This is a genomic window from Paramicrobacterium fandaimingii, from assembly GCF_011751745.2.
Taxonomy (GTDB): Bacteria; Actinomycetota; Actinomycetes; order Actinomycetales; family Microbacteriaceae; genus Paramicrobacterium; species Paramicrobacterium fandaimingii.
Map to the genome: position 1 here is coordinate 3282483 of NZ_CP061170.1, position 23661 is coordinate 3306143.

Sequence of the window (23661 nt, forward strand, 5' to 3'; positions counted from 1 at the left end):
CTCCTTCTCTTGGTGTGCTGCGTAAATGGGGGCTTCAGTAGGCGAAAGTGCGGCCTTCGGGCCAGTGCCGCTCGACGCCGGCAGCGTCAAGTTCGGCCTGGTAGTCACTCAGGCGCGTCACATCGGCGTGCACGACGTGCGGTGTGGTCTTCTGATCGAGGCAGTACGCGGCAAGATGCCCCGCGGCCTCGCCAATGTTCCACTCCACCGGGTGCAGGCGATAGCAGCCGTTCGTGATGTGAGTGGTGCCGATGTTCTTGTTCGCGGCGAGGAGGTTCGTCGTGCGCTGAGGAATGAGTGCGCCGAGGGGAATCTCAAAGGGGGTGGATGCCACGTCGATGTACGTGTCACCACCCGTCGACGGGTGCAGGTCAACGCGATACATGCCGACTCCCACCGAATCGGCATAGCGGGTGGCACCGGCGTCGCCGCGCACCGCGTACGACACATCGTTCTCTGTGATCGTCGTCAGTGCGCGGATGCGTCGGGACTCGCGGTGGTACGGCGCCTGTGCCAGGCCATCGCTCGACCCCATGACGTCGGGGCGCAGCCGCAGCCCGGGGAAGCCCGTTCCGCCGTCAGCCCGCGGGGCCTCCGTCTGCATCCAATAGAGCATCGAGAGGCTCAGCTGCCGCGCCTTGGCATAGTGCTCGAGCTCCACATCGCGCGAGGCGTCGAGCACAGGAGCGAGGAAGTAGTCGATGCTTGGCCAGTTCACCAGGCAGATGTCACTGTCGTAGAACCCCGGTTCGAACAGGTCACGAGCGGCAATGCGACGGAAATACCAGAGGTTCTTGTCACCGGCGTTGCGCGACTGATCGGCATCGACGGCAAGCGCGTCGTCCCCCGGGTTCGGCTCGAACGCACGCGTGTCGATCTCGAGTGTGCGCGGGTTCGGCGCTGTCCACGACAGCATCCGGTTCCCCTGCCATGCCGCGGGCGTGTATTCGCGCCAGAAATCGTAGTTCTCGGGACGCTCGATCGTGTTGTCGCCGTCGACGTGCTCAACGGCAAAGCAAACGCTGAGCGCTTGTACGTTGTCGGGCTGCGCCTGCTCGGGGGCACTGGGCTCACCTGTGTCAGTGCGGGATTCGAACCCCGTGACGTACGCCGTTCCGGTGAGCGGAAGCAGCTCCCCCGTCTCGGTCGCATCGATTACGTAATCGGCGTGCACTGTGATGCTCGGCTCGCCAGTCTCGGAGTCGAGCGTGACGGAGGTCACGGCGTCACCGTCAGTCGTCGCACCGACAGGGCGCATCCGCTCGAGCAGTCGGACGCTGCCGTTCGAGCGATACGGGGCGAGCATCTCTTCGAGCACGCCGACGGCGATCTTCGGTTCGTGGCAGAGCTTCGACACCCACCCGGCGCCGGGATTCAGCTCGCCCTTGGCCCGGGCACCGTCGGTCAGAGGGTAACGACGACGATAGACATCTCGGATGCCGTCGCGCAGCGCTCGGTAGCGCGCGGTGACGCCGAACGATTCAACCCACGGATGCTCGTCTGGTGGAACGGCCTGGGATGTGAGTTGCCCTCCGATCCACGGGAACTCTTCGGTCAGCACCACCCGCGCACCTCGGTCGGCAGCGGCGAGCGCGGCGGCTACGCCGCCCAGCCCAGCGCCGACGATGAGAACTTCGGTAGAGATGTCACGCGTTGTCACGAATTGTTCCTTCTGGTGTGTTGGCGGTCGCGGGGGCGGCGGCAAGCGTCTCGCCGTCGAGATCGGGGCAGTCGAGCATCTGGTGGAAGTCGGCATCGTCGAGAACCGGAGGGTTCGGCATTCTGCCTTCGGGCGATCGCGTCTCTGACGATTCCTGGTCAACGATGCGCGAGAGCAGCACGAGGGCACGCGCCCCCATCTCCTCTCGGGGAACGACGAACCCCGACCAGGCGCGTCGACTGCGGTGCTGAAGCTGGTTCGGCTGGCCGAGCAGCAGAAGCGACATGGTGTGCGGCACGCTCATACCGCGTGCTTCGAGTGCGTCGGCGAGAGCATCCGAATCGATCTCGGGAGCGATCAGCATGGCGGTCAGTCGCCGCTCGGCGATTTCTTCCGCGCCTGCCGTGATATCGTGCACGTCGACATACCGCAGGGGAAGGCCGCGCGAGCGCATGGCGCTGCGGTACCCCTCGAGTCGATCGAGCGTTGGCTGGTCCGAGCTCTGCTGGCCTGCGTAGCCGATGCGGGTGTGGCCAAGCTCGGCGAGCCGCTCAACCTGACGCATGGTCGCCGCGACGTAGTCGGCACCAACGTAGGGAAGACGTCGTCCTTCGCTCTCGCGTTTGCCGATGAAGACGAACGGGTAGCTGGTGTCGAGGAGGTGCTCGAGCTCGCCACGGTCTTCCTGCTGACCGAGCAGAAGGCAGCCGTCTGCGGCTCCGAGGCGCTGCCAGCCGTCGCGCGACAGACGCCGCCTGCCGTCGACGACGCGCGCCGAAGTGAAGAGCAGCATGTCGACACCGAGTTTTTCTGCCGCGTGCTCGATGCCGACGAGGAATGCTCCGTAGAAGTCCTGGCCGCCCCGCGGGAATGTCGTCTCATACGTGAAGACGCCGAGAATCTGATTGCGCCCTCCGGCGAGACGCTGCGCGATGGGGTTTGCCGCATACCCAGTAATACGTATTGCCTCGAGAACTCGGCTCCGCGTCTCGTCTGAGATGCGCACGCCCGCCGGGAGATTGTCGTTGAGTACGAAACTCACCGTCGACTGGCTGACCCCCGCCATTGCGGCGACGTCGGATTGGGTGAACCGGTGGCGCGGCATCGATCCTCCTTGATCGGTTCTTCGGCTGTCAGTGCCTCTGAATCATGTCGGGAAGTCCGCGTCGAGGTCAAGATGATAATGCGCATTATTAGTGAATGCTGCCGCCGCGGCATCCAGCCACGGTGAGCCCGGCCTTCCCGGCAGGCCATGCTCGAATCAGCACCAACCGCAGCACTCGCCGCAATGGCACCGCGCGAAGTCGAGCCCACGCGCCTCGCCACAACGGATGCTCACGGGCACGCGGCCGACGATGACGCAAGCACGGGTGCCGCGAGCGAGCTCCCGGTGACGGGCGCTGACATCGCCGGTCCGCTCCGTGCTGCTGAATCGTCTCTGCTGCTCGGAGCGGAACTCATCGAGATACGCCGCTACGTGCGCACGCGCGGCTGACGCGCGAAAGCGGACAGCTCCTGACCCATTTCGCTCATACCGTTGACGCGACACGGCAGGTCGCCGTGACACAGAACGGAGTGCACGCATGGAATTAACCGCAACGCGCATCATCACGGACGACGTCCAGCGCCTCGTCGAATTCTACGAACGCATCACCGGCATTCGGGCAATCTGGCTCCACGAGTTGTTTGCCGAGCTGCGCACCGATTCGGGAACCCTTGCGTTTGCCAGCTCGGCCACGGTGCAGTTTCTCGGCGACGGTTCGGCCGAAGCCGGAGCGAACCGCTCGGTGATTCTCGACATTCGCGTTGACGATGTCGACGCGAGCTACCTCACGTTGCGCGATGTGGTCGACGTGTTCGTGAATGAACCGACGACAATGCCGTGGGGCAACCGCTCACTGCTCTTCCGCGACCCAGACGGCAACCTCGTCAACGTCTTCACACCGCCAGCCCACTGACAGAGCAGATCGCCCGTGCCGGAACGAGGATGCAGCGCCGAGCAGAGGATGCTTTCGGCGATTTCGTCCTTGCTTCGGCACTCTGTCCTTATCTCGGCAGGCTGTGACGCTGACCCAGGCCCCGCAAAGCGGCTTCCGGGCGCAGCAGCGCAGGAGACGAACTCCGAGCGACGTACCTTCTCGGCACGTTGGAGCCGGCCGGCATCCTGCTACCGCACGACGGGAATCGGGCGCGTCGTCAGATCGTCATTCTTGAAACCGATGATGAACACGGATGCCGCGAGCGAGACCGCGTAGAACGCGAACATGCCGAAGCCCATGCTGAAGCCATTGTCGGTTCCCGCTAGCCCCAAGAGCGGCGCCGACACGGCAGCACCGATGGTGCCGGCCGTGCCGATCATTGCTGCGGCGAGACCCGCCCGAGGCGCATGGTCCCAGAGCCCCATCGCCTGGTTGTTCGGAATGACCAGCTGCTGAAATCCAATGCAGAGCCACGCGAAGATGGTGACGCCGACAAGCCCGAGCGATCCGGCGCTCACCATGATCAGCGTGGCCGACGTCAGCGCGCCCACCAGCCCGATGATCTGCACCTTGTGCGGCATGAAGCGCCGCAGCAGCAGCGGGCTGAGCGGGTTCATGAACAGCATCACGACGGCGCCCACCGCAAGAATCACGCCGTACACCTGCTCGGAGACGCCGTACCAGTCTTGAGCGACGAAGCTCAGCCCCGAGATATAGCAGAAGCTCGCGGCCATCATCGCCATCTGCGAGAGGGCGGCGCCGACGAACATGCGGTCAGAGAAGAGAGCGGCGGCACCGGCGAACACGCGCGACTCGCGTAGCGGCACGCGCTCCGGCCGTGTTTCGGGCAGAAACAGCAGCCCGAGCACCACGAGCACCGCCGACATCACACCCTGTGCAATGAAAATGCCGTGCCAGTCGGTGCCAAGCAGAATGAGCGAGCCGATCAGGGGCGCGACGATGGGCGCGCTCATCGACACCATCATGATCATCGAATAGCGAACGGATGCTGCGCGGCCATGCGAGATGTCGCGCACGATCGCCATGGCGATGCTCGGCGCGGCTGCCGATCCCACGCCCTGCAGGGTACGGAAGATGATGAGCAGAATCACGTTGCCGGCGAAGGCCGACGCGACAGAGAAGAGCACGTGCACAGACAGCCCGATGATCAGCGGCATGCGTCGCCCTCGGGCATCCGACAGCAGCCCAAACAGAAGCGATCCGACGCCCATGCCGAGCAACGACCCAGTCAGCGTGAGCTGAATCGTCGCCTCGTTTGTACCGAACTCGCGCGTGATCTCGGGCAGCGCCGGCAGGTACATGTCGACGGTCATTGGGCCGAGCGCCGCCATCACACCGAGCAGCACGATGAGCCCACGTTGCCGCTTGGGGCTCTCCGCAGCCTCGCTGCCTGTGCGGCGCGCGTTCATGCTCTCCTCGCGAGATGGTGGCGAATGTCATCGCGCCGCGGCGCGACCCCAGATTCCGGATGCCGGTTCCCGCCGCCCCGCGCACAACACGCCCAGCCTAGCGCCGCGGCCTCCGCGCGCTAGAACGGCACCGATTTCTCGTCTACGGCCGCTGACCCTGGTTGCGGAGCTCCGCCTGCACCTCCCTGTGGTGCTTTCGCAGTGCCGAGAGTACGCCGGCGCGGATGATCGCCCACATAACGAACACCCAAATGATGAACGCGAGGATGTACGCGCACACTGACGCGATGAGCATCAACGTTGCCTGATCTGTCATGTCCATGCCGCCACAGTACCGAGCGATGTTCCTGCAGAGCTTTCACCGCCGCAACCAAACGAGACCCACCGCATAACTTAGGCGCAGTAGAAACGAACAGTTCGACGAAATGGGATAGCGACGCAGACGTGCGACGCATGGACAGCCTCGTCGCCTGGGCGACGCTCTTTACTGCTTATCCGCCGCTCGAGGAGGCGGGGAGCGACGATCGACGTACGCGTCCCTCAATCTGATTGTCGTCAGCGATCATGCTCGCCCAGCTACTCCACGTCGAGGTCTGTCTCCACGAGCGCAACGAGCTCGTCCAGCGCCGCGTCTGCGCCGTCGCCCTCGGCCTTCAGTGTGACGACGGTGCCGCGCGGCGCGCCCAGCCCCATGAGCGAGAGGACGCTGCCGGCGTTGAGGTCATCCCCGTCTGCGACCGAGATCGTTACCGGGAGGCCGGTCTTCTGAACGGCCTGCACGAAGAGCTTCGCTGGGCGGGCGTGAAGCCCCGAGGCGCTGGCGACAGTGGCCTGTCGTTCCGACATGTGTTTCTCCATTCGTTGCAGCGAGGTGCAGCAGGGTCAGGCAAGAGCTGCGTCGGCATCGAGAGGCGCTTCGGCTGGTGCCGATTTGCGCACCCATTTCTTCAGCGCGATCAGCACAAGTGCCGCGACGACGGTGCCGGCGACAATCGCGAGGGTGAATCCCCAGAAGGGATGGATGGCGAAGAAGACGAACACGCCGCCGTGCGGAGCGAGGGACTGCACACCGAGGGCCATGCTGAGCCCTCCGGTGACGGCCCCGCCCAGCATTGACGCGGGAATGACACGGAACGGGTCGGCTGCGGCGAACGGAATCGCGCCCTCGCTGATGAACGACGCTCCGAGCAGCCACGCCGCCGTGCCGTTCTCACGCTCCACGGTCGAGAACGACTTTCGCGAGAGCACGGTTGACGCCAGTGCCATCGCCAGCGGAGGAACGATTCCTGCCGCCATCACCGCGCCCATGATCAGGTACGGCGCAAAGTTCGATGTCGACGCCGCAGCGAGCCCGGTTGTGGCGAAGACGTAGGCCGCCTTGTTGACCGGTCCGCCGAGGTCGAAGCACATCATGAGGCCGAGAACGACACCGAGAACCACAGCTCCCGCTCCGCTCTGCGACAGCCCTGTGAGCCAATCGGTAAGCGCGGTCATGAGCGCGGCGACGGGGCGCCCAAGGAAGAGGATCATGAGTCCCGAGGCGAAGATTGACCCGAGGAACGGAATAATCACCACGGGCATGAGCCCGCTGAGCCAGCGCGGAGCGTTGAACCGCCCGAGCCACCAGGCGATGAATCCGCCGAGGAAGCCTCCGATGATGCCGCCGATGAACCCCGCGTTCATGGTCACGGCAATTGCTCCGGCGACGAAACCGGGCGCGATCCCCGGACGGTCGGCGATCGCGAACGCGATGAATCCGGCAAGGACGGCGACGATGAACCCCATCGATGTCGACCCGATCATAAAGGCGACCGAACCCAGGTACTGCCCGAGCGGCCCCAGAGACGACGTGATGTCTTCGGTCGGCAGCTGCCACAGCGAGTTCTCGACAATAACCGAGCTCGCGTTCTCGGTCACCTGGTAGCCACCGAGAAGGAATCCGAGTGCAATCAGCAGACCGCCGCCGGCGACGAACGGGATCATGTAGCTGACGCCGGTGAGCAGCCACCGCTGAATCCGCTTCCCGACAGACTGAGCGGGCTGCGAACTTCCAGAACTGCCGCGGGACTCGGCGGATGCTGCGGGCACGCGCGCCGCGTTCGGATCGCTCGCTGCCGCGACAGCATCCTGAATCAGCTTGTGCGGCTGCTCAATGCCGCGCTTGACGCTCGCGCGGATCACCGGTTTTCCCGCGAAGCGCTGCGGGGTACGCACGTCGACGTCGACGGCGAAGATCACGGCGTCTGCCGCGTCGACGACATCGTCGGGCAACGCCTTGTATCCGCTCGATCCCTGCGGCTCAACCGAGAACTCGACACCGTCTTCCGCTGCCGCGGCAGTCAGCGCATCGGCGGCCATGAATGTGTGGGCGATGCCCGTCGCGCACGCTGTGACGGCGACGATGCGCGCGGGGTGCCCGTCGATGGTCGGACCATCGGGTTGCGTCACTTCCGTCGCCGGTGCGACAGCGGCAGCATCCTGTTCGTCAATGGCCTCGCTGACGATCGCCACGACATCGTCGGCGGATGCTGCGGAACGAAGCGCAGCGGTGAAGTCTTCCTTCATCAAGTGACGCGCCAGCTTCGAGAGCACGGCAAGGTGCTCTTCGGCCGCGTTATCGGGTGCGGCGATGAGGAAGACGAGGTCCGCGTCGCCGTCGGGCGCGCCGAAGTCGATGCCGGGCGCGAGCCTCGCGAACGCGAGCGACGCCTGCGTCACCGCCGGGCTCTTCGCGTGCGGAATCGCGATGCCACCGGGGAGACCGGTTTCATCTTTCTGCTCGCGCTCCCACGCATCGGCAGCGAGTGCGTCGGCATCGGTGGCGCGGCCCTGCGCGGCAACGCGCGCGGCGAGAGCGCTGATGACTGCTTTCTTGTCTGCACCGAGGTCAGCATCGAGGCTGACGAGTTCGGCTGTGATTGTCTGGGACATGGTGTCCTCCGCTGTCGGGCGTGAACGCTCAGTTCACGCGGTGGGTCTCGATGCCCGTTGTGGGCAGATCTTCGGGGCGCGGCGCCTGTGTGCCGGGGAGCGAAGCCGCGGCGGAGCCGTATTGGATGGATCGCCGGAGGCTGCCCTCGGCGTCGGCACCGTCATCCTGCGCGAGCAGGTATCCCGCCAGCGCGCTGTCACCAGCGCCGACAGTGCTCACCACAGTGACGCGCGGTGCCGTTCCGACCCAGGCGCCTTCCGCAGTGACGAGCAGCGCACCCTGCGAACCGAGCGTGACGAGCGCGGCGGCCGCCTTGTCGGGGACGCAGCGTGCCGCGTGCGCGAGAGCCGTTGCAGCGCGATCCGAGTCGTCGGGAGCAAGCGATGCGCCGACGAGCTCAGCGAGTTCTTCGTGGTTCGGCTTGATGAGATCGGGGCGGGCGACGCCGACGACGTTTCGCAGGGCTGCTCCCGATGCGTCAACGGCAACGCGAGGCGCTTCGGCCCCGTGGTGTTCGCGCACGGCGGTGATCACGTCGGCGTAGAAGCTCGCGGGAGCCCCGGGGGGAAGCGAGCCGGCGAGAACGAGCCAGCCTGAACTCTCGCTGGCATCGACAACGGCCGAGACCAGAGAATCGACGTCGGTCGAAGAAAGGAATGCTCCGGGAAGATTGACCTTTGTGGTTACTCCCTCGGGATCGACGAGAGTGATGTTCGACCGTGCTACGCCATCGATGCGCACTGGACGTACGTCGACGTGTGCCGCGTCGAGCGCTCCCGCGTACGGGTCGCCGTCGGCCAGCGGAAGAACTGCGACGCTCTCGCCTCCCGCTGCAGCGACCACGCGGGCGACGTTGATGCCCTTCCCGCCCGCGTCTTCTCGCGTTGACACGGCGATCTGAACGTGGCCAGGTGCGAGGGGTGCTCCGAGTGTCACCGTCTTATCGAGGGAGGGATTCGCCGTGAGCGTGGTGATCATGCGATCTTCATCTCGACATTCGCCTCGTCAAGAGCTGTTTGCAGGCTGGCGTCCGGCTTGCCGTCGGTGACGAGCACATCGATCTGAGACAGCGTGGCAAAACTCACAAGTGCTTCGCGCCCGAGCTTCTCGACGTCGGCGACGACAATGGTTCGCCGCGCCGAGCGGATGATCTCGCGCTTGACTGAAGCTTCCTCGGCATCGGGGGTGCTGAGGCCGAACGCGGCCGAAAGTCCATTGACGCCGACGAAGGCGATATCGGGTCGCAGTCCCTCGACCGACCGCATGGTGCCCGAGCCGACCGCGGCTGCTGTGAGGCCGCGAATCTGACCGCCGATCAGCGTAAGTCCCACGGAGGGAACCTCCGAAAGCGGGTACGCGATGGCCAGCGAGTGCGTCACCACCTCGATATTCCCGTCGGCAAGCACCGGAATGAGTTGCTGCATGACGGCAGCGGTTGTGGTGCCGGCGTCGAAGAAGATGGAACCCTGGAAATCAGGCGGGATCAGGCCGCTCGCACGGCGGGCGATCGCTGCCTTCGCCGCGCTGTGCCGCTGGGTGCGGACGGAGAGCGACGGCTCGCTCGTGCTCGCCGTATCTGCGGGAACGGCACCGCCGTGAACGCGGCGGAGCACGCCGGCGCTCTCAAGATGATCGAGGTCTCGCCTGACCGTCTCGGTCGTGATGTCTAAGCGGCTCGCGAGGTCGACAACCGTCACGCGAGCGTCATCGCGCAGCATCCGCTCTATGACGTCGTATCGCTCCGTTGCGTACATCGCACCTCCAGGTTTCAAACACATTACAACATTTGTATCTTGTTTTACAAGTGTTTTTCTTTGAATATCTTCTATTGTCTGCAGATGCGGTTTCTGGACTCATGACGACGAGTTCGCCAGAGCCCTGCATGTCGGTAGCCTGACGAGCATGTTCCTTCTCCCCATCGGGATCGTCTTCGGCGCGTGCTATCTGATTTCACGCCGGAGGGATCCGAGGCTACTGCGCAACGGTCCTTTTCTTGTTGCGGCGATCACGTTCGGCATCATCGGCATTCTCGCGATCCTCGCCGAATACAACATCGTCGCCTCGATCCTGCTGTGGATCATTGCGCTCGCGATTCCACTCAGCATTCTCGTCTTCGGCATCGGCCTGATCGCCAACGGCGTCACGATGCTGCGTCGCGAGGGCCGCAGTCTTGGCCATCAGCTCTCGCTCATCGTCGGTGTGCTCGTGCTCGTGCTTCCGATTGTCGCGGTGGTTCTCGTCATGCAGTTCGGGCTGCCGGGGTTCTGGATTGCGGCGCTCATTGGCCTCGCTTCGGCGTATGCGAGTGTGGCGTTCGTATCGTTCGCCGTCTACTCGATCGTGTACGGGCGCATGCGACACACGTTTGCGCCGTCAGCCATCGTCATTCATGGGTCGGGACTCATTCGCGGGCGCGTCACCGCTCTGCTGCGAGGCAGGCTCGACCGCGGACTGCGGGTGTACGGCAGCGAGCTCGCGCGCGGCAATCGTCCTGTACTTGTGCCGTCGGGTGGGCAGGGTGACGACGAACCGCGCCCCGAAGGCGAGGCGATGGCAGAGTACATCAAGGAGCAGGGCGTGCCCGAGGCAGACATCGTCCCAGAAACGCGGTCGACGAGCACTCGCGAGAACATCGCCTACTCGGTTGAACTCCTCGATGCCGCTGATCGTTGCGGCCCGATCATGCTCGTCACGAGCGACTACCACGTGCTGCGCACCGCGTCGCTGGCGCGGCGCATGAACGTCGACGCCCAGGTGGTGGGGTCTCGCACAGCGCGCTACTACGTGCCGAGCGCGTTCATTCGCGAGTTCGTCGCCCTCCTCGTCGAGAACCGTGTCGTGACGCTGATCGCGGTCGGCACGTTCGCGGTGCTGATGGTCGCGATCCTGGTCGGAACGCTCACCGCTGCCCTCGGGTAGCGCACCTACGTCGCCTCAGTCGTAGGAGCGCGCCCTCACCCAGGGAATCGGCAGCAGGTCGGTGGGCGAGACCACGCCGACCTCGCCGCCGTCAGAGACGATGACGCGGATGCTGTCGCCGAAGTTCGGCACCAGCTCACGACACACGCCACAGGGGTTGATCACGATCGGCACGTCAGCAGGGTCGAGACCGACGGCGACGATCGTGTCGACAGCATCCTCCCCCGCCATGCGCGCATTGGCGATCGCCGTCGGCTCTGCGCACACGTTCACGCGCGCCGTACTCAGGCTGAGCCCTGTATAGATCGCACCCGACGTTCCCCGCGCAGCGACGGCTACCCGATGCTGCCGGGAATCGTGCGCACGCACGAGCACAGCGGATGCCGCCTCGCACAGCTCGTCATCGGCACTCGTCAGCTTCTGCATGATCGTCACTCCCCGGCCTACTCGAGCCCCGTGTAGACAGTCTTCTCCCACGTGTAGAACTCGGTTGCCGTGTGCCCCTGCTCGCGGAACGTGTTGGACGATGAGTCCTTCACTCCCCCGAACGGCACGTGCAGGTCGAGCCCTGACGTCGGCCGGTTCACCTTCACGACGCCGGCCTGCACGCGGCTGGCGAAGTTTGTCGAGTACGCAAGGCTGTCAGTGCAGATGCCCGCGGTGAGCCCGTATGGCGAATCGTTGATCGCCGCGAGGCCCGACTCGTAGTCGTCGACGTCGAGCACCGCGACAACCGGGCCGAAGATCTCGTCTGTGGCGATCGGTGAGTCGTGCGCAACATCGGTGGCGACGACAGGCGCGAAGTGAAGTCCGTCGGCACTCGCGTCACCGTATGCCAGACGGGCACCGCCCGCGACAGCATCCTCAACCGCCGTGACATCTTGCTTAAGCTGCGCCTCGCTCACGACCGGGCCCATCGTCGTGCCCGCATCGAGGCCGTCGCCGGGAACGTAGGTGCTGGCGAGAGCCGTGAGCTCGTCGAGGAATGCCTGGCGAACTCCGGGCGTCACGTAGACACGCGAGGTTGCCGTGCAGGCCTGGCCCGTGAGGCTGAATGCGCCGGCCGCGACGACCTTCGCCGCCTTCTTCGCGTCAGCATCATCGAGAACGAGCACGCCGTTCTTGCCGCCCATTTCGAGCTGGGCGCGAGCGCGACGCGCACCGAGTGTCTGCTGCAGCTTCAGCCCGACGTTTGTCGACCCGGTGAACGAGAGCGCGGCAACACGCGGATCATTCGCGAGTGCCTCGCCCACGACGCTGCCGCGCCCGTGAACGACGTTGAAGACACCGGCAGGCAGGCCCGCGTCGCGCAGCGCCAGCCCTAAGTGCGTCGCCGACATCGGGGTGATCTCGGCCGGCTTCAGCACCACGGCATTGCCGCTGACCAGCGCTGGGGCGGTCTTCCACGCCGGAATCGCGATGGGGAAGTTCCACGGTGTGATCAACCCGACGACGCCAAGCGCTTCGCGGCGCGTGGTCACCGTTGTGTTCGGCATTCCGCTCGGGAAGACCGAGCCGCTTGCCGACCAACCCAGCGATCCGAAGAACTGAAACACGCCGATCGCGCGCCCCACTTCGCCCTCGGCCTCAGCGCGCGTCTTTCCCTCTTCGCGCACGAGGTCTTCGGCGATCTGCGGCTTGCGCTCGGTGAGCAGCTGCGCCGCCTTCAGCAGAATGGCGCCGCGAACGGGCGCGGGCGTTGCGGCCCAGGCGCCCTGCGCGTCGACGGCGGCCGCGATGGCAGCATCCGTCTCGGTCTTTCCTCCGACGGGCGCGAGCACGGCGACATCGCCTGGACGTGCGGGGTTGCGGCGTTCTTTGCCTGCATCGCCGAAGATCTCTCCGGCAATCAGGTGCTGGGCAACAGCGGGGGAGGTCATGATGTGTCCTTTCACGAAGTTGAAGAGGTAGGTCAGAGTGTGCGAACGAGACCGCCGTCGACGCGCAGCGCGACGCCGGTGATGTACGCGGCTTGTCCGCTGCACAGGAAAGCTCCCGCAGCGCCGAACTCGCCGGGCTCACCGTAGCGTTCGGCGGGAATCGTCTGCTGCGAACGGCGCTGTGCCTCGGCAGGCTCGATGCCCTGCCGCTCGGCCTGCGCCGCGTCGAGCTGCGCGACCCGGTCGGTGGCAATGCGCCCGGGCAGCAGCAGGTTGACGGTGACGCCGTCTGCGGCAACCTCGGCGGAAAGCGTCTTGAGATAGCCGGCCAGTGCCGCGCGCCCGAGGTTCGACGAAGCAAGGTTCGCGATCGGCGACACGATGCCGCTGGATCCGACGGCGAGAATGCGCCCCCAACCACGGTCGCGCATGCCCGGAAGCACGCGTGCCACGAGGTCTTGGCCCGGAGCGACGAGACGATCGAACGCGTCGGCGACATCGTCTGCGCTCGCGTCTGCGGCGGTACCTGGGCGGGGCCCTGGGCCGTTGATCACCAAAATGTCGATGGGGCCGAAGGATGCTGTCGCTCGCTCGAGCGCGGCGGCCCGCGAGTCGGCGTCGGTGACGTCGAGTTCGACGCCGATCGCCGACGGCAGCTCCGTGGCAATCTGCACGGCGACATCGCCGCGGCGCCCGGTGACGACGACGTTTGCGCCCTCGGCGGCGAGCGCCTCGGCGATCGCTCGCCCGAGCCCTGCGGTGGATGCCGCAACAAACGCGGTCTTGCCGTGAAGCTGCAGGTCCATCAGCGCACCTCCTGCGCGTCGAGTTCCGCGAGGTGGTCGGCGGCAATGGCATCGAGTTCCGCAGGAAACCCCGCGGCGGGCGCGCGCACGGCTGCCGAGGCGAAGAGGCCTCGGCGGCGGAACAGCTCCTTGCGCAGCGCGAGGGCGATGCCCGGCTGCTGCTCGAAGTTGATCAGCGGCAGGTAGGGAACAAGCTCGGCGCGAGCGGCCTCGGCATCCCCGGCCAACCACGCAGTGACGCAGCTGACGAGAGCTTCGGGGACCGAGAACCCGGTCATCGCGCCGGCAGAACCAGCGGCAAGCTCGTCGAGCAGCCCCTGCCCTCCGAGCCCTCCGAAGACGGAGACGCCGACGCGCGCCGTGATGCGCGCAATGGCAACGGCCGTCGGGGGCGCTTCCGCCTTGACTGCCGACACGAAGGGGCTCGCCTCGACGACAGCGATGAGGTTGTCTGTCGAGATCGAGATGCCGCTGGACTTCGGGTAATCCTGCAGCACGACGTCAGCCCCCGTCGCTTCGTTGATGCGTCGCAGGTGGTCGATGACGACAGCAGGGCTTCCGGAGTTCGCCTGCACCATGACGGCCCGCAGCCGGTCTCCGACCGTTGCCTGCGCGTTCTCGATCTCTGCGATGGCGGGGGCGGTTGCGAGCGACGTGACTCCCGCGACGATCGGCAAGCTGCTGTTCTCGGCGACGACGCCGAGCACCTGCATCCGCTCGCTCGCCGTGAGCGCGGCGGCTTCGCCGAACACTCCCAGCACGGTGAGCCCGGCGGCTCCGACCGATTCGTAGAACTGCACGAGGCGCACGAGGCTCGCGTCGTCGATCTCGCCGGCATCCGTGAATGGTGTGGCGACGACTCCCCACACCCCGCGAGCAAGAGGCTCGACGCGGTGCGCTGCAGTGTTCTCTGTCATACGATCACTTCCCCGGCCAGACGGGCGTGCGCTTCTGTTGAAATGCGGCGACGCCCTCGGCCGAGTCTTCGCTGTCGAGCGCGTCAACAAGTGCGGGCAAACGCATCGCTCGTGCCTCGTGCGCGGTGAGATGGGCGGTGCGCGACACCATCTGCTTGACGGCTCTCACCGATGTGGGTGCGCAGGCGAGAACCTGCTCCACCCAGCGCTCGACGGCGGCATCGAGCTCCTCCGCCGCGACAACCTCATTGACGAGGCCCATGTGCGCCAGCTCGGCCGCGGGCGCCTTGCGGCCTGTGACGAGAAGGCTCATCGCCTGCGTGTACGGAACACGACGCACAAGCTGATGGATGCCGCCGTCCAACGCGAGCCGGCCGACCCGCGGTTCGGTGAGCCCGAACTGCGCACGATCGGCGGCAACGACGATGTCGGCACCCAGCACGATCTCCATGCCGCCGCCGAGAGCGTAGCCATTCACCTTCGCGATCACGGGAACGTCGAGCGTCGTGCGCAGGCTGAGCCCGCCGAAGCCGTTGGGGTCAAGCTCCGCCCAGTATTCGAGGCCCGTCTTGTCGACAGCATCCGCCGACATGTCGGCCCCAACGCAGAACGCCTTCTCTCCGCCACCGGTGATGACGACAAGGCGCACGCGGTCGTCGGCTTCGATCGCCGCCCAGATCTCGTTGAGCTTCTTGTGCGTTGCCCGATCGACGGCGTTGAGCACACGCGGTCTGTCGATCACGACCGTGGCGACACCGCGATCGTCGACGTCGAACCTCACCTCATCGATCTGTGTCTCGTCGGTCATTTCAACACCCCCAGTTCATGCAGACGACGAATCGCGTCGTCGTCGAAGCCGTTCTCGGCGAGGATCTCATCGTTGTGCTCGCCGAGGCGCGGAGCAACCCGACGCGCCGTCGCCGGCGTATCCGAGAGGTGAATCGGCGCGTTCAGCGTGCGGAACGTGCCAGCGGTCGGATGCTGCGACTCGATGATCATGCCGTTTGCCGCCGTCTGCGCGTCGTCGAGTGTCTCGGCGAGCGTGCGAACGGGCGCATTGAGAATGCCTTCATCTTCGAGACGCTGCGTCCAGTGCGCTGTTGTGTTTGTCGCGAACGCTGCAGCGAAGATGCTGTGCAGCTCGGCCCGGTGCTCGCGCTGGGCGTCGATGTCGGCGAACTCGGGGCGCAGCGTGAGATCCTCATCGAGGTCGAGCGCCTGCGAGATGTGCAGAAGTGGGTCGGCAGCGAAACCACCGACGAGGCAGACGGCTGAATCTGTTGTGGCGAAGACACCGGTCAGCGGCATGCGCCCCCAGTTCACCTCGAACCCGCGGTTCAGCTGCATCGCAGCCTCTTGCATCTGCATGTGAAGCATCGAGTCGTACATGGTGACTTCGACCTTCTGCCCCTCGCCCGTCTCGTCGCGCGAGCGCAGGGCGAGAAGAATGCCCTGAAACAGGTGCATGCCCGTCGTGTAGTCACAGAGCGTCGTCGGGTAGACGGTGAGCGGATCGTCGTCTGAGCTGCGCCGCCACATCACGCCCGAGTATGCCTGGTTGATGACGTCTTGCCCGCCGAGCGACGAGTACGGCCCGGTGTTGCCGAAGCCCGTTCCCGATGCCCAGATGAGCCGCGGGTTGAGCTCTTTCAGCTCCTCGTACCCGAAGCCCATGCGCTCCATCACGCCGGCGCGGAAGTTGCTCACCACGACGTCGGCGCGCGCAATGATGTCGCGCATCACGGAGCGGCCGTCTGCCGATTTCGTGTCGATCGCCATGCCGCGCTTGTTGCGGTTGATCGAGAGGAAGATCGGGTTGTCCTGCCCGTCTTTGTCTGGGAGGGAGTTGCGCGATGTGTCACCGCGACCCGGCCGCTCCACCTTGATCACGTCGGCGCCGAAGTCGCCGAGGAGCTGCGTGCAGCTCGGCCCCATGAACACTTGGGTGAAGTCGACGACGGTGAGCCCGGCAAGCGGAAGCTCCCGCGGCGCAGTGGCCGCGGCATCCGCCTGCTCGTTCGCTGTCTGCATGGTCATACTCCCACCGTCTCCTCTTCGTCGATGGTGGCATTCTCTGAGGGGATGTCACCGGGGTCGGCGTTGTGCTGACGCATGCGCTGCTGAATCTCTTTCGGGTCGACGTTGCGCACGAGCGTGTTCTGCTCGATGGCGAGCGTCGCCGCAGACGCGACGGCCTGACCCATGGCCATGCACGGCGGAATCTCGCGCGACGACTTCTGCGCATCGGAGGTCGCCGAGTAGTGGCGTCCGGCGACGAGCAGCTGGTCGACGTTTGTGGGCAGAAGCGAACGGTACGGGTAGTAGTAGTCGCGGCCTCGGGCGACGGTGTCGCGGAAGTGGCGGCGCTGCGTGACGTCGTCTTTCGTCATGACGTACTCGCCCTGCAGCAGGCGCGTCTGACGCACGCCCATCTGCGGCGCGGTGTCGATGACGAAGCTGTTCTCGAACCCGGGGAGAAACTCCCTGACGTACTCGACGGCCTCGGCGATGCGCTCGCGTGCCGCGAATTCAGCCTCGGTGAGCGATGCCGGGTCGGCGCCGTCGTAGCCGGACATGTGGGGCGCGTTGCACCAGACGACCCCAGGCAACGGTGTTTTGAGCCACCACAGCTCCCACGCACCGCCGAGAATGCGCTTCACCTTGCGGTTGATGGCGCGCGCGCCCTTCGGGTCTGCCTGCTCGAACTCCTCGGCGCGCTTCGTGTCGACTCCGGCGAGGCGGAACACGAGAGTTGTGATGTAGCTACCGTGAATGAAGTCGGCTCCGGCTCGCGAGGCGACGTCGATGTCACCCGTTGTGTCGATGACGACATCGGCCATGTGCGCCTGCGGCCCGGCCTTCGTCTCGGCGATGACGCCCTTCATCACGCCGTCGTCGACGATGGGGCGCGAGAACCACGAGTGCAGCAGCAGGTTGACTCCCGACTCGCGAACGAGGTCATTCGACACGCGCTTCCACCCGTCCGGGTCAAAGGCGGCGGCGTAGCAGATGGGCTTCGGGTTGACGTGGGTGTGAAAGTCGAAGGTGCCGAAGCGCCCCCACTTGTTCCACAGCTCCCGCGATGCCTTGCGGTCTTCCGCAGGCGGAACGATGGCGAGGTCGAGCTTCTGCAGTCGTTCAATGTACTCGGAGACGACACCGGTGACGGTGATCTCCTGCCCATTGATCATGTCATCGAGCACGAGCACCATTCCGCCCGAGGCCAGTCCGCCAAGCGAGGGGTAACGCTCAAGAAGAGTGACGGATGCTCCCGAGCGAGCTGCCGTGACGGCCGCGGCGACTCCGGCGGGGCCGCCTCCCACGACGAGCACATTTGAGCGAGAGGCAATCGGCGCTCTCAGGTCATCACTGGTGACGCGAAGATCGAGGGTTGTCATTGTGTTTCTCACTTTCCAACGTGAATGCCGTTGATACGGCGTGCGATGAGGTAGAAGATGACGCTGAGTGCTGAGAGCACGGCAACGTAGACGGGGAACGCCCAGTCGAGCCCAAGGGAGTGGAACCACACGAGCAGGAACGATGCGGTGCCGCCGAAGATGGCGACGCCGAGCCCGTAGCCGAGCGATGTGCCTGCGCCGCGGTAGCTCTTGGGCATGAGGGATGCCGACACCACGTTGTAGAGCGTCATGTTGAGCACGAGCACGACCGAGCCGCCGAGCAGCACGGCGGCGAAGCCGCCGATTCCGGGCTGCACGTAGAGCAGCATCAGGAACACCGAGGGAATGACGAGGATGCGGGCGACGATGAACCACTGCGAGATGGCCCGGCCATCAACGAGTCTGCCGACGACGAGGCTTCCGACAACGAGAACGATCCCGAGCACCGTGGTGAGGGCGAACACCGCCGTCGGGTCTTCCTGCATCGTCGATCGTGCCGAGTTGGGGAGCCCAACGTTCCAGGCGTAGTTGTACGCCTGCACGGCGCCGACGACGAAGATGATCGCGAGAACGCTGACCCAGCTCTTGCGCACGCCCATCCAGACCGAGCCGGTGGTGGCCTGCGCGAGTTCATCCTTCTTCATGGTCTCGGGAAGGGTGCGGCGCAGGTAGAGAATGACGAAACCGAATGCCGCGCCGACGACGAACGGAATGCGCCAGCCCCACTCGCTCATTGCCCCGTCGCCGATGCTTGCCGAGACGATGAAGCTCACGAGCGGCGCGAGAAGAATTCCGACGTTCACGAAGAACGAGATGATGCCGGCGACGAAGCCCTCGCGGCCTTCGGGCACGAGCTCAACGGCGTGCGCTGTCGAGAGCGGCGCCTCGACACCGGTGGAGATTCCCTGCACGACGCGGCAAAGCAGCAGGATGATAGGCGCCCAGATGCCGATCTCTGCGTAGGTCGGCGACACGGCGATCACCAATGTGCTGATGGCCATCATCGTGATCGACAGCATCATGATCTTGCGCCTGCCGATGCGGTCGGCGAAGGTTCCGAGCACCACGCCGCCGAGCGGGCGGAAGAGGAAGCCGACGGCGAAGATCGCGAGAGCATCGAGCGTTGCGGTCACGGGGTCGACGCTCGGAAAGAAGTGGGGGCCGATATACGACGAGAGCAGCCCGAAGATCATCCAGTCGTACCACTCGAGGGTGTTGCCGAGGCCGAGTCCGAGAATGCCACGTCGAACTTCGGGCGTGAAACGCTCGCGTTTGCGGCCCTTCTTCGTGACGCCAGTGTCAATCATGTTGCTCCTTAGTCAAGCGCCGTCATTGCAGCTTGAGGGAAGGCTCCATCGACGCCCGCCCGTGTGGGCGGCGCTGGAGGTGATGAATAGGATGCGGTGGGCACCGCGCTCTGCGGACCTACCAGGTCGGCGGCGTGATCACCCAGATCGCTACGCACGTTTCGTCGTAGTCGTTTTTGTACCAGTGCGGAATCGTGGAGTCGAAGGTGATCGAATCGCCGGCTTCGAGCTGGTGCCTCTGGCCATTGAGGTACACATCTTTCTTGCCGGAGATGATGAGCCCGAACTCTTCGCCTCCGTGTGTGAACGGAATATCGCTGGTGTCGTGTCCAGGAGGAGTGACGACCCAGAGTGCTTCGAGGGTGCCGTTGAGGTCGGGGGTGAGCAGTTCGTATGCTGCTTCACCGACGGCTTCGGGGGCGACCCCCTTGAGATCTCTCCTGTCTGCTTTGCGCACAACGGGAGACCGTGTTTCTTCATGGCTGGGGAACAGCTTCCCCACTGGGATCTCCAGACCATGTGCCAACTGCGCCATTGTCGTGAACGACGGGTTGGCAAGTCCTCTCTCGATCTGGCTGACGATCGCCGGGCTGAGGTGTGTGACCTCAGACAGCTCTTGCAGCGTGAGCCCCTTCTCCTTGCGGAGAGCGCGCACCTGCGTGCCGACACTCGTGAGGATCGCATCAACGGCCGGACCCGGCGATGTCTCGCTTGGTGTGAAGACCATAAATGCAGCTCCTCGATCGATGGTGACAGATTTTAGTATATTGAAGTTTTTTACTAGGTCAAATATTTTGCTGAAAGTCGGATCTCAATCAAGCAGTGCGGCGATGACACTGTCGAGTCTTTTGTGTATATCGGCTTCGTCTTCGTGAAAGTAGAGCAGCTGGGCAGCGAGGCCTTGTGCCAGTGCGAGCACTGCCCATGCGACGGTATCGGCGTCGACATGCTGGGGCACCTCTCCCTCGGACCGGGCGCGTGCAATGAGCGAAGCGAGCAGGTGGCGCACCTGCGTGTCGCTCTGGGCGATCGCCGCAGCCATCGCGGCATCCGAGAGAGCCACCTGCGCAAATGCGTCGCCCTGGCGCTGTGCCGTGCTGCGTTCCGCATCGAGGGGAAGGATTCCGAGCAGCAAGGCGACGAGCCAGCTGTGAAGTGTGGGGCGGCCCGGTTCGCCCGGTGGCAACGGGGCTGCACTCTCGCGCAATCGCGTGAAGGACGCGGCGAGCATGTGCTCCTTTGATGGGAAGGCCTTCTGCACCGAACCGAGAGAACAGCGTGCTTCTGTGGCGACAGCTCGAAATGAGAGTGCCGTCATTCCGTGACGACCGATGATGCGCAGCGCGGCGTCAGCGAGCTCCGTCTGACGCCGGGTGAGTTCCATATCTACGAGGGTAAGTGATTCGCCGCGCGCCACATCACGAGCACGTAGGCAAGGATGACCGCACAGGCGATTCCGATGCCGACCAGCGCAGCGCTGGACGTGGTGTTTCCGCCGATGTAGTTGGCGAAATCCCACACCGCGTGCCACAGGATCGCCGGCCAAAGGCTGCCCGTCAACACCGTCAGCTCCGCAGCCGCCACCCCAAAGAGCGCGGCGAAGACCACCTGAAGAATTGCCTCCGGAATCGTCTGCCCTCCGGCAAGGTTCGCCAGGTGCAGCACGGCGAACATCACCGAGCTGCCAATGATTGCCACTCGCACTCCGGCGCCTCTCAAGACAGCGATAATGATTCCGCGGAACCAGATCTCCTCATTGACGGCGACACAGAGCGTCAACACGGCGTAGGCGACAAGAACGATACCCGCCACTTTCAGGCCTTGCGTGGCAAGCACGAGCACGATGGTGATCAGCAGCGGCAGAAACCACAAGACTGCTCGACCACCCCGAGGAGCGCGGAATCCAAACTGTCGAAGGCTGGCGGGTGAAACCTTCATGACGATGACGCCGAGGGCTGCGCTGATTGCGGCACCGCCCGCAATCGTCAGAGCTGCTGTCGAGTCGCCTGCCTGCAGCACCTGTGACGCGGCAGACGCTGCGGCGGTGAAGAAGACAGGGACGAACGCGAACGCAATCGCCACCACCCAGCGATAGCGAACGGGCCACATTGCCGGCCCGGAACTGTCGATGCTCGTGTACGTGCTGGACATTCTCATCCCTTCGCGGAATACAGTCGTATTCCACTCAAAAGAATACGACTGTATCAGCCCGATGTCAAAGGATGATTCCGTCATCGCTGGCGGCTCAATGTTCCATAAACATTCACTTCTTTTCTGCGTTTGGTTGACTCAGTAAAAAACTTCAATATACTAAATTTACTTTCACCGTTCCCGCACTCGCAGCATGTGCAGGAGCGGGCTTGGAGACCCCAGCACGGAAGTATTTGCACCGCGCGCAATCGAAGAATCTGAGCGAACCGCCCTGCGCGACACCGCTCGAGCAGCATCCCTTTCCGTCCCCTGAGACAGCGGGGTGCCACCGCTATGCCCGGCACCCTGCATACCTCAGATCGTCATGTCTGTGCAGATGGACATGACACAACTCAGAAGCATCTCAACGAGGAGAGCACTCATGTCCACATCTCAGTTTTTCACGCCGGAATCTGCTGGCGGGTGCCGGTTTGTCGGTCGGCGCCTTCGCACTCGGAACGTCGCTGCTCACCGCCTGCAGCGAGCCGGGTCGAGGGCCCGCTGGAAAAGGCGGCGGCGATGGCACGCCACTCGCACTGCAGCTTGGCTGGCTGATCAACTCCGGTCAGTTCGGCGAAGCGATCGCCCTCTCGAAGGGCTGGTACGACGACGCCGGCATCAGCTTCTCGATCAACCCGGGCGGGCCCAGCATCGACGGTATCGCGCTCGTCGCTGCCGGTGAATCGCAGATCGGCCAGATCTCGTCGAGCCCCTCGCACATGCTCGCTCGGTCGCAGGGAATCCCGGTCAAGGCGTTCGCCGTCTGCGTGCAAGACCACCCGTACGCGTGGCTCTCCAAGCCCGAGAGCCCCATCGAGAAGCCCGAGGATCTCGTCGGCAAGACGGTCGGCGGCCCGGCGACATCCGACATTCTCGTCAAGGCGCTGCTCGCGGCGAACAAGATCAGCGAAGACGAGGTCGAGTTCGTCGCAACGGGAGAATCCGTCGCGCCTCTGATGACGGGAAAAATCGATGCCTGGGGAACCTGGCTCAACTCTCTCTCGCAGCGCCGCCCTCTCGGCGACGACTTCGTCTCGATGCGGCTCTCTGAAAACGGTGTTCCGCTCTACGGGTACATCTACTATTCAACAGACGACGTGCTCGAGAAGAAGTCAGACATCGTCAAGGAGTTCACCTCGGCGACGGCGCGCGGCTGGGAGTTTGCCTACGACAACGTCGCCGATGCGGCGAAGGCCACAGTAGAGATGTCGCCCGAGTCGAAGCTCAAGGACATTCAGGATGACGGCGAGGCGATGATGAAGTACGTCTTCACAAAGTCCACGGCCGAAAAGGGTTGGGGAACGATGGACAAGTCAATTTGGGAGAGCCAGATCAAACTGTGGGATGAGCTCGGACAGTTCAACTCCACACCTCCCACCGTCGATGACCTCGCCACTTGGGACATTCTCGACGCAACGGCCGACTCCCGTCCGAAGCTCGGCTAAGGGCAGCGCATGCAGGTAAAAGAGGAAACCGCAATGCAGCCCATCAGCATCGACGACGTCGGCATCACGTTCGACACGACGGACGGTAAGGTCACCGCCCTCGAGGGCGTCTCGACGTCACTTGACGGCCAGAGCTTCACATCGCTGCTCGGCCCGTCTGGGTGCGGCAAGTCAACACTGCTGCGCATCATCGCCGACCTGCTCGAGCCGACATCCGGTTCGGTAAGCGTTCTCGGCGAATCCCCGGAGACGGCTCGCACGAGCCGCCACCTCGGCTTCGTCTTTCAGGATGCGGCGCTTCTTCCGTGGCGCGATGCCCTGAAGAACGTGACGCTTCCGCTCGAGATCGGCAATGGCAAAGTCACGGAGGACGACAAGAATCGCGGCCGCGAACTGCTTGCGCTCGTCGGCCTCGACGGGCGCGAAGGCGCATTGCCGTCGCAGCTCTCCGGTGGGCAGCGGCAGCGTGTGTCGATCGCCCGGGCGCTCATCACCAAGCCCAAGGTGCTGCTTATGGACGAGCCGTTCGGCGCGCTTGACGAGATTACGCGCGACCGCCTCAACGAGGAGCTTCTGCGCATTTGGCAGGTGACGAACACGACGATCATCTTTGTCACGCACAGCATCGCCGAGTCTGTCTTTCTCTCGCAGCGCGTCGTGGTGATGTCTGCGCAGCCCGGCCGCATCCGTGATGTCGTCGACATCGACCTGCCCGACGCGAGAACCCGCGAGGTGCGCGCACTTCCCGAGTTCTCCGGGTACGTCACGCATCTGCGCAATCTTCTGGAAGGGGTGTGA

24 protein-coding genes are annotated in these 23661 nt (G+C 64.6%); 5 read left to right on the top strand and 19 right to left on the bottom strand.

Features of this window, described 5'->3' with window-relative positions; genetic code table 11:
• Nucleotides 1-34: 34 nt before the first annotated feature.
• Together HCR84_RS15825 and HCR84_RS15830 are read right to left on the bottom strand one after the other, a co-directional pair.
• Nucleotides 35-1660 (bottom strand): FAD-dependent oxidoreductase, encoded by a 1626-nt coding sequence (locus HCR84_RS15825; RefSeq protein WP_218043586.1) that lies wholly within the window; start codon nt 1658-1660, stop codon nt 35-37.
• Nucleotides 1647-2765 (bottom strand): LacI family DNA-binding transcriptional regulator, encoded by a 1119-nt coding sequence (locus HCR84_RS15830; RefSeq protein WP_166979440.1) that lies wholly within the window; start codon nt 2763-2765, stop codon nt 1647-1649. The genes HCR84_RS15825 and HCR84_RS15830 overlap by 14 nt, the downstream gene beginning before the upstream one ends.
• Nucleotides 2766-2912: 147 nt before the next feature.
• Here HCR84_RS15830 and HCR84_RS15835 point away from each other — a divergent pair, with 147 nt between their 5' ends.
• Together HCR84_RS15835 and HCR84_RS15840 are read left to right on the top strand one after the other, a co-directional pair.
• Nucleotides 2913-3155, top strand: a complete 243-nt coding sequence (locus tag HCR84_RS15835) for a hypothetical protein (protein WP_166979438.1) — start codon at nt 2913-2915, stop codon at nt 3153-3155.
• A gap of 88 nt (nt 3156-3243) precedes the next feature.
• A complete protein-coding gene (locus HCR84_RS15840; RefSeq protein WP_166979437.1) occupies nt 3244-3618 on the top strand; it encodes a VOC family protein in 375 nt (124 codons plus the stop codon).
• A 209-nt stretch (nt 3619-3827) separates the two neighbouring features.
• On the opposite strand, the gene HCR84_RS15845 is transcribed toward HCR84_RS15840, so the two are convergent.
• The 6 genes from HCR84_RS15845 to HCR84_RS15870 form a co-directional block, all read right to left on the bottom strand.
• Complete coding sequence (locus HCR84_RS15845) at nt 3828-5069, bottom strand: multidrug effflux MFS transporter (protein WP_166979435.1); 1242 nt, start codon at nt 5067-5069, stop codon at nt 3828-3830.
• Between the two features lie 142 nt (nt 5070-5211).
• Nucleotides 5212-5391, bottom strand: a complete 180-nt coding sequence (locus tag HCR84_RS15850; protein WP_166979433.1) for a hypothetical protein — start codon at nt 5389-5391, stop codon at nt 5212-5214.
• Between the two features lie 254 nt (nt 5392-5645).
• Nucleotides 5646-5915 carry an HPr family phosphocarrier protein gene (locus HCR84_RS15855; protein ID WP_166979431.1) on the bottom strand — a complete coding sequence of 90 codons (270 nt, stop codon included), beginning with the start codon at nt 5913-5915 and terminating at the stop codon, nt 5646-5648.
• A gap of 36 nt (nt 5916-5951) precedes the next feature.
• Nucleotides 5952-8000, bottom strand: a complete 2049-nt coding sequence (locus HCR84_RS15860) for a PTS fructose transporter subunit IIABC (RefSeq protein WP_166979429.1) — start codon at nt 7998-8000, stop codon at nt 5952-5954.
• 28 nt (nt 8001-8028) lie between these two features.
• Complete coding sequence (locus tag HCR84_RS15865) at nt 8029-8979, bottom strand: 1-phosphofructokinase family hexose kinase (protein ID WP_166979427.1); 951 nt, start codon at nt 8977-8979, stop codon at nt 8029-8031.
• Nucleotides 8976-9755: a DeoR/GlpR family DNA-binding transcription regulator gene (locus HCR84_RS15870; RefSeq protein WP_166979425.1), complete on the bottom strand. Its 780-nt coding sequence runs from the start codon at nt 9753-9755 to the stop codon at nt 8976-8978. The genes HCR84_RS15865 and HCR84_RS15870 overlap by 4 nt, the downstream gene beginning before the upstream one ends.
• A gap of 148 nt (nt 9756-9903) precedes the next feature.
• Here HCR84_RS15870 and HCR84_RS15875 point away from each other — a divergent pair, with 148 nt between their 5' ends.
• Nucleotides 9904-10920, top strand: coding sequence for a YdcF family protein (locus tag HCR84_RS15875; RefSeq protein WP_166979423.1), 1017 nt, complete (start codon nt 9904-9906; stop codon nt 10918-10920).
• 15 nt (nt 10921-10935) lie between these two features.
• On the opposite strand, the gene HCR84_RS15880 is transcribed toward HCR84_RS15875, so the two are convergent.
• The 11 genes from HCR84_RS15880 to HCR84_RS15930 all read right to left on the bottom strand — a co-directional run bounded on the left by HCR84_RS15880 (nt 10936) and on the right by HCR84_RS15930 (nt 21379).
• Complete coding sequence (locus tag HCR84_RS15880) at nt 10936-11346, bottom strand: cytidine/deoxycytidylate deaminase family protein (protein WP_166979421.1); 411 nt, start codon at nt 11344-11346, stop codon at nt 10936-10938.
• A 17-nt stretch (nt 11347-11363) separates the two neighbouring features.
• The gene (locus HCR84_RS15885) at nt 11364-12800 is read right to left on the bottom strand and encodes an aldehyde dehydrogenase family protein (RefSeq protein ID WP_166979419.1); all 1437 of its coding nucleotides are present in this window, start codon (nt 12798-12800) and stop codon (nt 11364-11366) included.
• A 32-nt stretch (nt 12801-12832) separates the two neighbouring features.
• A complete protein-coding gene (locus HCR84_RS15890) occupies nt 12833-13606 on the bottom strand; it encodes an SDR family oxidoreductase (protein WP_166979417.1) in 774 nt (257 codons plus the stop codon).
• Nucleotides 13606-14523: a dihydrodipicolinate synthase family protein gene (locus HCR84_RS15895; RefSeq protein WP_166979415.1), complete on the bottom strand. Its 918-nt coding sequence runs from the start codon at nt 14521-14523 to the stop codon at nt 13606-13608. Before HCR84_RS15895 ends, HCR84_RS15890 begins: the two co-directional genes overlap by 1 nt.
• Nucleotides 14524-14527: 4 nt before the next feature.
• Nucleotides 14528-15331 carry an enoyl-CoA hydratase-related protein gene (locus HCR84_RS15900; protein WP_166979413.1) on the bottom strand — a complete coding sequence of 268 codons (804 nt, stop codon included), beginning with the start codon at nt 15329-15331 and terminating at the stop codon, nt 14528-14530.
• Nucleotides 15328-16560, bottom strand: a complete 1233-nt coding sequence (locus HCR84_RS15905; protein ID WP_166979411.1) for a CaiB/BaiF CoA transferase family protein — start codon at nt 16558-16560, stop codon at nt 15328-15330. Before HCR84_RS15905 ends, HCR84_RS15900 begins: the two co-directional genes overlap by 4 nt.
• A complete protein-coding gene (locus HCR84_RS15910; protein ID WP_166979409.1) occupies nt 16557-17921 on the bottom strand; it encodes an FAD-dependent oxidoreductase in 1365 nt (454 codons plus the stop codon). The genes HCR84_RS15905 and HCR84_RS15910 overlap by 4 nt, the downstream gene beginning before the upstream one ends.
• Nucleotides 17922-17929: 8 nt before the next feature.
• Nucleotides 17930-19228, bottom strand: coding sequence for an MFS transporter (locus HCR84_RS15915; protein ID WP_166979407.1), 1299 nt, complete (start codon nt 19226-19228; stop codon nt 17930-17932).
• 118 nt (nt 19229-19346) lie between these two features.
• Entirely contained in the window at nt 19347-19955 is a 609-nt protein-coding gene (locus HCR84_RS15920) for a helix-turn-helix domain-containing protein (protein WP_166979405.1), read from the bottom strand.
• An 84-nt stretch (nt 19956-20039) separates the two neighbouring features.
• A complete protein-coding gene (locus HCR84_RS15925) occupies nt 20040-20612 on the bottom strand; it encodes a TetR/AcrR family transcriptional regulator (protein WP_166979403.1) in 573 nt (190 codons plus the stop codon).
• Between the two features lie 2 nt (nt 20613-20614).
• Nucleotides 20615-21379, bottom strand: a complete 765-nt coding sequence (locus HCR84_RS15930; protein WP_166979402.1) for a CPBP family intramembrane glutamic endopeptidase — start codon at nt 21377-21379, stop codon at nt 20615-20617.
• A gap of 470 nt (nt 21380-21849) precedes the next feature.
• Between HCR84_RS15930 and HCR84_RS15935 the strand changes: the two genes are divergently transcribed.
• Nucleotides 21850-22863, top strand: coding sequence for an ABC transporter substrate-binding protein (locus HCR84_RS15935; RefSeq protein ID WP_166979400.1), 1014 nt, complete (start codon nt 21850-21852; stop codon nt 22861-22863).
• 33 nt (nt 22864-22896) lie between these two features.
• The gene (locus HCR84_RS15940) at nt 22897-23661 is read left to right on the top strand and encodes an ABC transporter ATP-binding protein (protein ID WP_218043587.1); all 765 of its coding nucleotides are present in this window, start codon (nt 22897-22899) and stop codon (nt 23659-23661) included.